Origin of the sequence: Ruoffia sp. FAM 26254, assembly GCF_045528545.1 — a bacterium.
Classification (GTDB): domain Bacteria; phylum Bacillota; class Bacilli; order Lactobacillales; family Aerococcaceae; genus Ruoffia; species Ruoffia halotolerans.
Window position 1 is genome coordinate 1 of sequence record NZ_JBGQQY010000059.1, and the last position, 12,377, is coordinate 12,377.

Consider the following 12,377-nt stretch of genomic DNA (forward strand, 5'->3'; position numbering starts at 1 on the left):
CTTTTTGGTTTCCCGTTTTGATACGTACAATCAGAATTTTTTGACACGGATTCACCGCGGCTTCCAACAAGCTGAAGCAGAGCTAGAAAAAATGTTTGAAAGATTAACAAATTAATAAATCGATTTTATAGAAGGAGTACTTCATTTACACATAATTATTGACACTCCCTTTTTTCGAAATTTGTTCGACTATATTATATTGGAAATTCTATCGTAATCTATTTAGTTTTTATTGTATTTTTTATACATGAACCTCTTTTGCGTTCGCCGTTTCTACATAGTTCCTTTGAGTCTGTAGCGCAATAGTCTCATACCGTTTAAGATAACGACTAAGATACTTCCTTCGTGTACTAACATACCGATTGACATGTTCATCCAGTCTGAGAAGAAAACGGCTGCTAGAAGAACAAGTACAGTAACAACTGCAATGACAATATTTTGTTTCATATTATTGGCGGTTGCTTTAGTTAAGCCTAAAGCGTGAGGCAAGCGGCTCATATTTGAGTTCATTAAAACGACATCAGAAGTTTCAATAGCGACGTCTGTTCCGCTACCCATTGCGATTCCAATATCCGCAAGGGCTAATGAAGGACTATCGTTTACTCCATCACCAACGAATGCGACAATTTGACCCTGAGCTTGGAGTTCTTTGAGGTAGTCTGCCTTATCTTCTGGCAGTAAGTTTCCATGGGCTTCTGTTAATCCTAATTCTTCAGCGACTAAATCAACAGTACCTTGGTTATCTCCTGATAGTACGATTAAGTTCTTAACACCTAAAGCTTTCATCGCTTGTAAATCTTGTTTAATCCCTGGGCGAATTTGGTCACGAATCCCCATTAGAGCTTTCAACTCACCATCGACTGCTGTAATAACTAATGAGTTTCCACGTTTTTCGTAGGCTTCAAAATCTTCACGAGCTTCTTTTGTTAATTGGATATTTTCTTTTTCCATTAAAGCGACGTTTCCTATTGCAACGCGGTGGCCATCGACTTCTGCGACGATTCCTCCACCTTTTACAACGTTTGTTTCATCTACTGGATACATTTCAATATCGCCTAACTGTGAAAGAACCGCTTTTGCGAGTGGGTGATCCGATTCATTCTCGACACTTGCCAGATAGCTTAGTGCTTGATCTGCATCCCCATAGGTTTTAAATTCGGCAACTTCTGGGTTACCTACAGTTAGAGTTCCTGTTTTATCAAATAGAATCGTATCAACTTTACTAAAGTCTTGAATTACTTCTGAACCTTTTAATAATACACCATTTTTTGCACCATTTCCGATACCAGCTACGTTAGAAACAGGTACTCCAATGACTAATGCACCTGGGCATCCGAGTACTAGTATTGTAATGGCCAACTCGATATTTTGACTAAAAATCCACACGATAAACGCTAAGACTAAGACAGTTGGTGTATACCACTGCGAGAACTGGTCAATAAAGCGTTCAGCTTCTGATTTTGAATCTTGAGCTTCTTCAACAAGCTCAATAATTTTACCGAAAGTTGTATCTTCTCCTACACGGTCTGCACGAATTTGTAGGGTTCCATTTTCTAAAATTGTACCTGCGAAGACTTCTGAATCTGTTTCTTTTCGAACCGGATCCGCTTCACCAGTGATTGATGCTTCGTTAATGTGACCTTCACCAATAACAACCGTTCCATCAACTGGAACTTTTCCACCTGTACGGACTTGTAGGATATCGCCTTCGTCAACATCCCATACATCAACTTCTTCAAATTCACCATTTTCCATTTGTTTAAAAGCTACTTCTGGTGCCATTTCTGTCAATTCTTTAATCGCTGAACGAGTAGAGTTCAATGTGCGAGCCTCTAACCAGCTACCGAATAAGAATAAGAACGTTACGATAGCTGACTCTTCATAGTTTTGAATGAGGAAAGCACCGATTACTGCGATGGTTACTAACACATCAATTGAAATTACTTTTACCTTTAAAGCCCCAAAAGCTTGAATGGCGATTGGTGCCACCCCTAAAATAGATGCGATAATGAATGCGATATTAAAAACTTGTGTGTTTCCAAAACCAAAGTGTGCAATAAATCCTATAACGATTAAAATTCCTGAGATAAGTGTGATTTTATTTTTACTGCTTAATATTTTTTGCTGAAAACCCATTTCTTTCTCCTCCTAGTTTGTACTTGTTGACTACAGTATACCCTGCGCTTTTTCATTTAAAATTGACCCCAATCAACTTTCATACGTTATTATATTTTCTTTGCTGAATATCCAATCTCTTCAATCTTATGAAGAATTTCTTCTTCTGATATTTTATTGTCTTCAAATACTACTCTTGCTTTGCTTCTATCAAATAAAATTTTTATTGTTTCTATCTCCGTTAATTCATTTACATTGTCTATGATTTTTTGCATACAAGATGGACAGGTCAATTTTTCTAATTGAAACGTTATCGTCATCATCTTCTCTCTCCTTTATTTTTTAGTCATTACTCTGAATGTTTTGATTACACAGTTAGTATAGACCGAATATTTTGTTTGCGAATTGATTTATATCAATCTCTTACATTCATTTAAACATTCGAATAAAAAAATCACTATCCGTTAAGATAGCGACTCTTTTTCTTTTATGCACCATGTTCATCTTGTAGAATCTCAAGTTTTTGAAGGACAGTATCTATACTATTGGGATCTAAATTCGAATCATCAAATTCCGCTCCATGCCCTTGAATCAGCATATTTAATTTCGGCTGCAAGCCAGTAATATCATGCGCTGCTTCTGGTATCTCACAGTTATGCGCGACTAACAAAGCGTCTGCTTTTTTGTGAAAAGTATCTAAAGAGTCTACAGCCATATTAGAATCATCAAATGTTACACCATGGTCTTCCAGTAAAAAGTTTAATTTTCCATTTATGTCATTTGCTATATTTTTGTCCATTTCTATAAATCCTCCGCATTTGTATTTTTGTTACATCTACAGTATACAAGAGGTAACCGCTGTAATAATTGATGCGTATCAATAAACTGTGTTATTACTAGAAATACTTTGAATGTATAGACACCGTTCTAAAACAGAATTTAAATTTGAATATAACTAAAGATACAATGGTTGAAAATTTAGATATAAACGGATATACGTACTTTAGGATATTATCGTACAGTGGTGCTCGAAAATCAGAAATACTAGCTCTTAAATGGTCGGATATTGATCTTGATACATCTACACTCAACATTAGTAAAACACTTACTAGGGGCTTAAATAATAAGATTATCATGCAACCTACGAAGACGGTGAAAGGTCGAAGAGTGATTGATATGGATTATGACTCTATGAAGCTTTTAAAGCTGTGGAAGATGTATCAGGCTCAATTCATGCTGAAACTTGGATTTAATACCAATACACACGATCAGAATGTTTTTGCGAATACTAGAAATAATTTCTATTCAATTAATGTTCCCAATAACCGTATGAGAAATGTGCAAAAGCGTAATGGACTCAAACAAATTACCGTTCATGGGTTACGACACACGCATTGTAGTATCCTCTTCTCTATGGGAGCTTCAATAAAAGATGTACAGGCTCGCCTAGGACACACGGATATTCAAACAACAATGAATATCTATGCTCATGTTACTAAAGAAGAAAAGAAAGACACCGCAGATAAATTTGCTAGATTTATGGAAAATTAAAGAAGTTTGTTAACTTGAATTTAAAAACCATTACCCTTTTTTCGATGTTAATAGGAAAGATAACTAATATTAGTAAAAAAGAGATATAATAAGTAAATATACGGTTGATTAAAAATTATTTAATGGATCTCTATTGTATAAGAAAAAAATATTTATTGTAGGAATAGTACTTCACTTGACCTTAAGAGAAATCCTTTTTGAAAGGATTTCAGAGATTATGTCAAATTAGGAACAAAGGAGTGGATTGAAATTGGTTGAAAAAAAAGACTTTTTTACTTTATTGTCGATAGATTTTTTGTTCATTGGAATATACGCCTTATATATTATACTCCCCGAAAAGTATTCTCTAGGCTATTATCCAATAGGAATTATATCTATCATTCTGTTGGCAGTCTGTTTAAGAACATTATTTCTTTATATAAAAAATAATGTTCTGCACAAGAAGGTTACATTAAAAAGTATTTTGTTACTTTTTTTATATTTTATATCGATAGTAATAATAGCAATAAGTATTTATGTTTGGTTTGCTTTTTCTCCATTGAACTCAGGGATATTTGGAATTAAATAGTAAAAAATTGAAACAAAATATGCAAAACTAAAATAAAATCTTTTTGATATATACAAGGATTTAAGAGAACTAGTAATTGAAAAGTTTCAAACAGAAGTTGAAGTCTATGCCTTTCTACTTCAATATATAGAGATTGTTTCTATTGATGACAATAAACTAATAGTAGTAGATTACGATAACATCTTTCTTATTGAAAATACTACGAAGATAGTAAAAGCTGCCGTTAAAAATCCAGAACTAAAAACCATTACCATTTTTCGAGTAGTAATGGAAATGGTAATGGTTGGTAATGGTTTATAGCAATTGTAAGCAAAGCTTTAGAATTAAAAAAGGCTTCCTACCAGCGTTTAGAAGCTGTTAGGAAACCTTAGTAAAGCTATAATGGAGTTGAGGGGGTTCAATTCCCTAGCCAAGCACCCTCAATTCCTATTTATCACATAAATAATCAATTCCCTATACAAAAAAAGGTTCTATAATTTTTAGTGTTGGTGAGAAATCACCCGCACTATTTTTGTATACACAAAAAGCCAGTGATTTCCGTTATGATGTAAGTACGACCAAACACATAAGAAAGGAAATCAAAATTGCTTACTTACATTCTACCGCTCTTTTACTAGGAATTAAAGACCCTCACATTAAATTAACGCATGGTTTACAAGAAAAATCCTATGGAGATGTTCAACAATTCCGTCCGTCGGTTCAAACGACGTCCCTGGATGTGAAGGTGCCCATCGAAAGTCCTCACGATGACGGGGATCTCGATCATCTGCCTCAAGCCTGTTCTCACTGTGGCTGTCTAAATCAAAGTAGTCATGATATCATACGAAACGGTACGATGAATTCCGTCGTTTTATTGGGACAATACAACTTTCAGCCTATCTATTAAAAGTTAAGGAAACAACGCTATTTGTGTAAACATTGCCGTGGGCCACAGTAGCTGTCACTTCCTTAACTCGTCGGCGTTGTTTTATTTCTAATGCGGTGAAGTATGTCATCATTGAAGAATTAGCTCAGATGCAGTCCATGACCTTCATCGCCCAACACCTGAATGTTTCAACTACGACGGTCATCCGTCAATTAAAAACCTATGGGGACAACCTAAATCCTAAGCCTAGCCGCTTACCGTCCCACTTGGCGATCGATGAATTTAAATCGGTTAAAAATGTGCCCAGGGCAATGTCGTGTGTGTTAATGGATAACGCGACACATCAAATGGTGGATATCCTTGAAGACCGAACTCAAGGGTATTTAAGGGCTTATTTCTTACGGTTCTCACTGGAAGAACGGCGGCAGGTGAAAACCATCACCATGGACATGTATTCCCCTTATCGAGACTTTTTACCGCGGTTATTCCCGAATGCCCATGTCATTATTGACCGCTTCCATATCGTTCAGCTCTTAAACCGAGTGTTAAACGTGTATCGCATTCGGGTTATGAATCGGCTACGCTATACTCAGCCCCGGGATTATACCAAGCTTAAACGATTGTGGAAGCTGCTCTTGAAGCCGCGCGAAGCGTTGGATTTTACCCACTATCATACCCATCGATTATTTGATGGGTTGATCAGTGAACAAGGCATGGTAGACTATTTAATCCAACTGGATGCTCAACTGGCACGCACTTATGACTTTGTGCACCGACTGATTGAGGCCATTCGCTACCGGCGTTTCCAAGCGTTTGAGACTACCTTAATGGAAAGTAAGAAATATGTCTTCCCACACAAAGTGAGAACGGCGTTTCGAACCTTAACTTCCTACGCGTTAGATATTGAAAACAGCTTAACTTATACACTCTCGAATGGGGTTGTGGAAGGTACCGTAAACAAAATCAAGATGATTAAACGATCTGGCTATGGTTATCGCAATTACGGTCACTTAAGATGTCGTATTTTAATCTCAACCCAGCTTCAACAACTTAATGCTGAACCTGTACGCCCATTGTATTTTTGTGACGAAGCAGCTCTATAGACGAATATACTCTCATCCAACAGATGACTAATATACTTACATAAAAAAAGACGATAGAACTAAATCTATCGCCTTAAATATTTACCAACACTATTTGACAAAGAACCTTAAAAAACACAAAAACCCAGAAGCATCTCTGCTCCCGGGTTAAACCTTCATTCATTTAATTATTTATCAAATAACTCATGTACGTCAGTGAATTCACGGTCTTGTGATTCAGCAACACCTTCTTGAGTAAGAATACCTTTATAAGTATTAATTCCTGTTAAGATTGTTGAGTTACCTAAAGCTGCTTCTTTAACACCTTTGTTGATAATTTCTTGTGCGTAACGTAATGTTACGTTAGTTAATCCTAATGTCGCAGTTCGTGGTACAGCACCTGGAATGTTCGCAACTGTATAGTGAACAACACCATGTTTAATGTATACAGGGTCTTTATGTGTTGTCGCGTGAGTCGTTGTTTCAAAGTTACCACCTTGGTCAACAGCGATATCGACGATCACAGATCCTTCTTTCATTGTTTTAACCATATCTTCAGTTACTAAGATTGGTGCGCGACGTCCTGGGATTAATACAGAACCAATAGCCACGTCAGCATCTTGGATTACTTTCGCAATATTTTCTTCAGTAGACATTAGTGTTTCAACTTGTCCACCTAATAAGTCTTCTAATTCAGCTAAACGTTGTGGATTAATATCTAAAATTGTTACTTTAGCTCCCATACCAACTGAGAGTCTCGCTGAGTTGTATCCCACGATTCCTCCACCAATAACAACAACGTGGGCACTGCTCACGCCTGGTAGACCATCTAATAGAATTCCACGTCCACCATTATGTTTTTCTAAGAAGTGAGCACCAATTTGAACAGCCATACGTCCTGCTACTTCACTCATTGGAGTAAGTAATGGTAACGTACCGTCTTCAACCATTGTCTCGTATGCAATACCAATTACGCCTTTATCTAATAATGCTTGAGTTAAGTCTAATTCAGGCGCAAGATGTAGATAGGCGAATAAGATTAATCCATCGTGGAAGTAATCATATTCTGCTGGTAGAGGTTCTTTTACTTTAATTACCATATCAGCGGCCCATACGTCTTTTGCATCATCTTTGATTTCTGCGCCAGCTTCAATATATTCCTCATCAGTAAAACCTGATCCGTCACCAGCGTGTTTTTCAACATACACAGTATTACCTGCATCCACTAACGTTTGCACGTTACCAGGTGTCATACCAACGCGATCTTCATTTGGTTTAATTTCTTTCGGAATTCCAATTATCATAAATATTTCTCTCCTCAAATTTCTTTTTCGATTGTCAAATATAAATTTCCAACAAATTTAGTATATCATGATTAGTGAAAAAGTTATAATGATATACTTTGTTTTTTTAAATACCTTTGTGTAGGTATTTTTTTGCATGAAAATCTCCCATGTGAATTCACATTCATATCATTATATAACTAAATAGCTAATTATTTAATTATATATTATTTTTTGAACTTGAAGCAAATTCATATTTATTTTATATCTTAATGATATACTATCAAATGAAGATGAATTAATAAGTATAATATAGGAGGTGACACATATGTGCTTAATTACATTCAATAAAGATGCGGATAGACCGTATCCATTCGTACTAATTGCTAACCGGGATGAGTCTTACCATAGAGAAAGTAAGGCGATTCATTTCTGGGAAGATGAGCCAAACATTATTGGTGGCCGTGATATGAAAGCTGGCGGAACATGGTTAGCCATGACAAAGACAGGTCGCTTTGCCGCTTTGACTAATCAGCCTTTTACAAAGCATGAACCGGTTGAATTAACATCGCGTGGTGAGTTGATTTCGAATTTTCTTAAAGGCGATATGACTGCTATTGAGTATGCGAAGGAATTAAGAAAGAACCGCCTGAACTATGATGGGTATAATTTATTATTTGGAACACTAGATGACCTGTATCTATATGATAATGTCTCGGATGCTATGACTCCCCTATCCGATGGGATTCATAGTGTGAGTAATACGAAAGATGATTTATCTAAGTACCGTCAAACTCAATCTGAAAGTGATTTAACTCAAATGCTTGAGGCGAACCAAGCCCCATCTGTCAATCAAATGATTAAAAGCTTTCAAGACAAGACACCTAATCCAGACTTTAAGCATTACCCAGAGCATTTAGACAAAGAGTATGCTAGACAAAGTTCTTCGATTTTCCTAAGTGGGTATCAAGAGTTTGGTACAGTTTCTACAACAGCAATTGTTGTTGATAAAGAAGGCAAGGTTCAAATGAAAGAAGTCAGATACAATCCGGAAGAAATTACTCAAGTCACTGAGAAGACGTTTCAGTTAGAGTCGGAGTAGATAAAAGACTGACTAAGTTTGACTTATGATACTCTCCGTGCTATACTAGTTGAGTATCATATCGGGGATGTCTTGGTTTCGACAGGTATTGTTCGAACTTATGATGCGTCAGGAAGGCAGCGACTTCCTAAAAACGCTACAGTTAAATATAACTGCAAACAAAACAAACAATAATTTCGCTTTAGCAGCCTAAGAACTGCGGGTGAAGATCGGCCTGGCATCGCCCATGTGCTCAGATGCCGGTCTCAAATTCAGTGGGATACGATTTAACTTTCCGTCTGCAAGTTAAATAAGAGATTACCAGACTCGCGAACTGCGATGCCCGTTTATCGGCTAACAGTGAGCCAAACTTTAAATGGATAAACTATTGACGTAGATTCGTAAGTGGCGAGATATTTGGACAGGAGTTCGAATCTCCTCATCTCCATAATAGCTTCACTAAGGTTTCCTACCAGCTTTCAAAGGCTGATAGGAAACCTTTTTTTTATTCATTTTTACTCATGAAGGCTATAATCAATACTACTCCAAAGATGGTCATGGTTTTTAAACTTCATTCATATATTAAGGATGATTGATTTTTCTCAATATCGATTGAACAAATGCAGTTTTTTCCTCAGCATATTTATGCTTATTTGTTTTGTTTATTTTTGATAATTCTATCTTTAATGTTTCATATTCATTTTTGACTTGACTATTATTTCTCAAATAATCTCTAAAATCTAACTGATCTACCAAATGTTCGTTTCCAGTTTGATACATATGAATTTGATGAGTTCTAGGTTCTCCTTTAGTAAAATAATGTCGATCGGGTAATATGTTTGTACCATGATAAGTATAACCAAGTGATTCTAAGGCCGAAATACACTTTTCTCCATCCCTAAATTGCTCAATTTCAATGGCGATATCAATAATAGGCTTTGAACTTAAATACTTTACTGCAGTACTACCAATGTGATGGATTTTAACTGGATAGGATTCAATCTTAGTTTGGATTCTTCTTTTCTCTAGTAAAAATTCTTTTTCCCATTCACCTGTCCAGGGAACTAAAAACACTTCACCTCTAGGTAAACCAAGCATATATGAAAACTCCTTTTGAATTGATTTAATATATCTTCTTTATACTCAACCCTATTTCATCAAATCAAAACTTTCTTCAATTAAATCTTCAATATCACCCATTGAATCCATCTCTCTCAAATTAATGGTCACCCAATTATCTTTGTCCATGTGATAAGCTTGGTAAATCCCCTCTGTTTTTCTGAGCATGCCGATGAATTCATTTCTCACTTTTTGATTCAGGACATAGATTTTCTTATCTCCTTTTAGGCCAATCTTATCTGGAGTGATGTCCATAACAAGGGCAAACCACTTTTCATTGTCCTTATGTCTCAAGGCTGCATAATTCTCAAAGGTATCCCAAGGATGGTCGGGTTTAACTTTATATTTATCTTCAATGTAGTCAAATAACTCTTCTCTTTCAATCATTATTTGCCCTCCTTTATGAATAATTTGTTCAAGTAAAACTTACCACCAACCCTTTAACTAAGCAAATATTAATTTTTTTAATCATTAATGACAAAGTGTCACTCTCGTGCTATACTCACATAGTGACACTCTGTCACTAATAAGTTATAGAGGAGGTTTTGATATTCCAAAAGATACTTTTTTACATTTAGATGCTGAAAAACGCGTACAGATTGAATTGATTTTATTGGATGTTCTTTACGATCAGCCGCTGAGTCAAGTGAAGGTGTCGGAAATCATTTCTTTAATGAATATGTCTCGGGGCGCTTTTTATAAGTATTTTAAAGATTTGGCTGATGCGAATGATTACTTAATATCAACCGTTGCACGCGCAATTCATATTGATATTATGCAGCACATTCAACAAAGTGAGAATGCCCTATTTGATGGGATTGCGAATTACTTGAAGGAAATTAGTCACCTCGATCATCAGGATATTCGATGGAAACAAATCAAATTCTTAACAGGAAGTGATCAATTAATATTCTCGAGACGTCGTAAAGTTCCATCTGAATCAAAGATGTTTGATCATTGGTTTTCGATATTAGAAAAGAACCACCTTGATATCTCAAATAAAAAAGAAGCAATGAGCTTTTTATACTTTGTCATGTCATTGGTTACAAATAGTTTAACTGAATTTATCGCCAATGAGTGGGATTCACAAACACTTCTCTTAGAATACAATCGAAAGATTTCTTGGTTACTTCATGGCTTAAACAACACAAAAGGAGAGTAATATGCAACACAAATTAGCACGTACGAGTATGATTTATATGATTTTAGGTCTGGCTTTCGGATTATTTGATCGTGAATTCGCTCGAATTTATGACTTTACTGGCTATACTCAATTAGGGGTATTACACACACACACTTTAATTTTAGGAATGTTCTTTTTCTTAATTGTATTAATTCTTGAACACCAATTTAAATTAAGCGCACACCGCCATTATAAAAAATTCATTATGTTCTACCAATCCGGTTTAGGCTTATCTTTACTAATTATGTTAATCCATGGATCAATGATTGTGATGGGAATGGAATCATCCGAAATGATGTCTGGGATTGCTGGTATTGGGCATATTCTACTAACAATTGGTCTTGGCTTTTTCTTTAAAGTATTAATAGATAGTATTAAAGCAGTTAAATAGTTTTATTTAAGAAGAGCCCCCTTTTAATCCTCGTTTGGATTTAAGGGGGCTCTTAATAGCTTGTACCTGATTAATTCGAGTTATTTATTTGATCAATCTTTTCAACAGCTTCGGTGAAATAATTTTTTAGTTGATTAATTGTTTCGATCGTTATTAATAAATTCTCTTCAGGAATATCAATTGATTTTATAACTTCTTTTTTATATTGTTGATAATATCGATCTAACAACACATCACCCTCACTTGTATTGCTTATATAAGTGATTCATTTATCTGTTGTTGACTATTCTCGTATAACTATACCTTTGCCTTATAAGCTTGCCTTTAAATCTAGAAAACTATTCTCTCATTGTGCCCCTTCAAATCATTGTTTAATATAAATATATTTTGCTCCCTCAATACTTTTTTTATAAACAACATTTATATTATTTGACAAACTTTTATGTAAATGTTATTGTCTATGTAACATATGTATTTTAGATGTGTGAACTATTACGAGGAGGATTTAATATGGAATTTGACTACAAGGACCATGGTAAAAAGCCGTATGTAATAAATATCGGAGATGCAACGAAGGAAAATAATAACTATCGTACGACAATTTGGACAGGCGAAAAATTACAAGTAACTGTCATGTCAATTCAACCAGGTGATGATATTGGTTTAGAAGTACACGAAGGCATTGATCAATTTATTCGAATTGAAGATGGTGAAGGCTTATGTAAGATGGGGCCAACTGAAGATGATTTAAATGTACAAATAAAAGTATCTGATGATGATGCTGTATTTGTGCCCGCAAATAAGTGGCATAATATCGAGAATACTGGAGCTAAACCACTTAAGTTATATACAATATATGCTGGACCCGATCACTTAGAAGGAACAGTCCACCCGACTCATGCAGATGCAGAAAACGATCCGAATGAACATTAAATAATCAATCATTAACAAAACAACTCTGATCCGATGTTAGTTCATGACATTGGCTCAGAGTTTTTATATATATTTTTTATGGCTCTTTGTCAAATAGGGTTGATGACTCATTTTAATCAAGATCAAGCAGCATAAGTTGTTGCTTGATCTTTTTTATTTGTCTGAGGGACATATAATCGCGTCATAAGTAAAATACGGTCTCTAAA

The 12,377-nt window shown here is 35.4% G+C and carries 14 protein-coding genes and 1 other RNA gene; 8 read left to right on the plus strand and 7 right to left on the minus strand.

The window, feature by feature from the left end; translation table 11 throughout:
• Positions 1-273 precede the first annotated feature (273 nt).
• From ACEN3Z_RS10475 to ACEN3Z_RS10485, 3 genes are all read right to left on the minus strand, one after another.
• On the minus strand, positions 274-2,136 hold the full coding sequence (locus tag ACEN3Z_RS10475) for a heavy metal translocating P-type ATPase (RefSeq protein WP_407090819.1): 1,863 nt from the start codon (positions 2,134-2,136) through the stop codon (positions 274-276).
• Between the two features lie 89 nt (positions 2,137-2,225).
• Positions 2,226-2,438 (minus strand): heavy-metal-associated domain-containing protein, encoded by a 213-nt coding sequence (locus ACEN3Z_RS10480; RefSeq protein ID WP_407090820.1) that lies wholly within the window; start codon positions 2,436-2,438, stop codon positions 2,226-2,228.
• 164 nt (positions 2,439-2,602) lie between these two features.
• Complete coding sequence (locus tag ACEN3Z_RS10485; RefSeq protein ID WP_407090821.1) at positions 2,603-2,914, minus strand: hypothetical protein; 312 nt, start codon at positions 2,912-2,914, stop codon at positions 2,603-2,605.
• Between the two features lie 167 nt (positions 2,915-3,081).
• Between ACEN3Z_RS10485 and ACEN3Z_RS10490 the strand changes: the two genes are divergently transcribed.
• From ACEN3Z_RS10490 to ACEN3Z_RS10500, 3 genes are all read left to right on the plus strand, one after another.
• Positions 3,082-3,666 carry a site-specific integrase gene (locus tag ACEN3Z_RS10490; protein ID WP_407090832.1) on the plus strand — a complete coding sequence of 195 codons (585 nt, stop codon included), beginning with the start codon at positions 3,082-3,084 and terminating at the stop codon, positions 3,664-3,666.
• A 1,079-nt stretch (positions 3,667-4,745) separates the two neighbouring features.
• The gene (locus ACEN3Z_RS10495; RefSeq protein ID WP_407090822.1) at positions 4,746-5,120 is read left to right on the plus strand and encodes a hypothetical protein; all 375 of its coding nucleotides are present in this window, start codon (positions 4,746-4,748) and stop codon (positions 5,118-5,120) included.
• Positions 5,121-5,215: 95 nt separating this feature from the next.
• The gene (locus ACEN3Z_RS10500) at positions 5,216-6,202 is read left to right on the plus strand and encodes an ISL3 family transposase (RefSeq protein ID WP_407090823.1); all 987 of its coding nucleotides are present in this window, start codon (positions 5,216-5,218) and stop codon (positions 6,200-6,202) included.
• A 167-nt stretch (positions 6,203-6,369) separates the two neighbouring features.
• Here the strand turns inward: ACEN3Z_RS10500 and ald are convergent, their stop codons facing one another.
• Positions 6,370-7,485 carry an alanine dehydrogenase gene (ald, locus tag ACEN3Z_RS10505; RefSeq protein ID WP_407090824.1) on the minus strand — a complete coding sequence of 372 codons (1,116 nt, stop codon included), beginning with the start codon at positions 7,483-7,485 and terminating at the stop codon, positions 6,370-6,372.
• 307 nt (positions 7,486-7,792) lie between these two features.
• On the opposite strand from ald, the gene ACEN3Z_RS10510 reads away from it, so the two are divergent.
• Both ACEN3Z_RS10510 and ssrA read left to right on the plus strand, forming a co-directional pair.
• Positions 7,793-8,566 (plus strand): NRDE family protein, encoded by a 774-nt coding sequence (locus ACEN3Z_RS10510; protein ID WP_407090825.1) that lies wholly within the window; start codon positions 7,793-7,795, stop codon positions 8,564-8,566.
• A gap of 63 nt (positions 8,567-8,629) precedes the next feature.
• Positions 8,630-8,996, plus strand: a transfer-messenger RNA (tmRNA) gene (gene ssrA / locus ACEN3Z_RS10515).
• A 131-nt stretch (positions 8,997-9,127) separates the two neighbouring features.
• Here the strand turns inward: ssrA and ACEN3Z_RS10520 are convergent.
• Both ACEN3Z_RS10520 and ACEN3Z_RS10525 read right to left on the minus strand, forming a co-directional pair.
• On the minus strand, positions 9,128-9,643 hold the full coding sequence (locus tag ACEN3Z_RS10520; RefSeq protein WP_407090826.1) for a GrpB family protein: 516 nt from the start codon (positions 9,641-9,643) through the stop codon (positions 9,128-9,130).
• A 51-nt stretch (positions 9,644-9,694) separates the two neighbouring features.
• Positions 9,695-10,051, minus strand: a complete 357-nt coding sequence (locus tag ACEN3Z_RS10525; protein ID WP_407090827.1) for an MmcQ/YjbR family DNA-binding protein — start codon at positions 10,049-10,051, stop codon at positions 9,695-9,697.
• 106 nt (positions 10,052-10,157) lie between these two features.
• Here ACEN3Z_RS10525 and ACEN3Z_RS10530 point away from each other — a divergent pair, with 106 nt between their 5' ends.
• Entirely contained in the window at positions 10,158-10,826 is a 669-nt protein-coding gene (locus ACEN3Z_RS10530; RefSeq protein WP_407090828.1) for a TetR/AcrR family transcriptional regulator, read from the plus strand.
• A 1-nt stretch (position 10,827) separates the two neighbouring features.
• Positions 10,828-11,238, plus strand: a complete 411-nt coding sequence (locus ACEN3Z_RS10535) for a DUF2871 domain-containing protein (RefSeq protein ID WP_407090829.1) — start codon at positions 10,828-10,830, stop codon at positions 11,236-11,238.
• A gap of 70 nt (positions 11,239-11,308) precedes the next feature.
• Here the strand turns inward: ACEN3Z_RS10535 and ACEN3Z_RS10540 are convergent, their stop codons facing one another.
• Positions 11,309-11,467: a hypothetical protein gene (locus ACEN3Z_RS10540; RefSeq protein ID WP_407090830.1), complete on the minus strand. Its 159-nt coding sequence runs from the start codon at positions 11,465-11,467 to the stop codon at positions 11,309-11,311.
• Positions 11,468-11,748: 281 nt separating this feature from the next.
• Here ACEN3Z_RS10540 and ACEN3Z_RS10545 point away from each other — a divergent pair, with 281 nt between their 5' ends.
• A complete protein-coding gene (locus ACEN3Z_RS10545; RefSeq protein WP_407090831.1) occupies positions 11,749-12,171 on the plus strand; it encodes a cupin domain-containing protein in 423 nt (140 codons plus the stop codon).
• The last annotated feature ends 206 nt before the right edge of the window (positions 12,172-12,377 follow it).

Excerpts from the sequence above, each read along its gene's own strand:
- ACEN3Z_RS10475 (WP_407090819.1), bottom strand. The coding sequence starts at position 2,136 with ATGGGTTTTCAGCAAAAAATATTAAGCAGTAAAAATAAAATCACACTT.
- ACEN3Z_RS10480 (WP_407090820.1), bottom strand. The coding sequence starts at position 2,438 with ATGATGACGATAACGTTTCAATTAGAAAAATTGACCTGTCCATCTTGT.
- ACEN3Z_RS10485 (WP_407090821.1), bottom strand. The coding sequence starts at position 2,914 with ATGGACAAAAATATAGCAAATGACATAAATGGAAAATTAAACTTTTTA.
- ACEN3Z_RS10490 (WP_407090832.1), top strand. The coding sequence starts at position 3,082 with ATGGTTGAAAATTTAGATATAAACGGATATACGTACTTTAGGATATTA.
- ald (WP_407090824.1), bottom strand. The coding sequence starts at position 7,485 with ATGATAATTGGAATTCCGAAAGAAATTAAACCAAATGAAGATCGCGTT.
- ACEN3Z_RS10510 (WP_407090825.1), top strand. The coding sequence starts at position 7,793 with ATGTGCTTAATTACATTCAATAAAGATGCGGATAGACCGTATCCATTC.
- ACEN3Z_RS10520 (WP_407090826.1), bottom strand. The coding sequence starts at position 9,643 with ATGCTTGGTTTACCTAGAGGTGAAGTGTTTTTAGTTCCCTGGACAGGT.
- ACEN3Z_RS10525 (WP_407090827.1), bottom strand. The coding sequence starts at position 10,051 with ATGATTGAAAGAGAAGAGTTATTTGACTACATTGAAGATAAATATAAA.
- ACEN3Z_RS10535 (WP_407090829.1), top strand. The coding sequence starts at position 10,828 with ATGCAACACAAATTAGCACGTACGAGTATGATTTATATGATTTTAGGT.
- ACEN3Z_RS10545 (WP_407090831.1), top strand. The coding sequence starts at position 11,749 with ATGGAATTTGACTACAAGGACCATGGTAAAAAGCCGTATGTAATAAAT.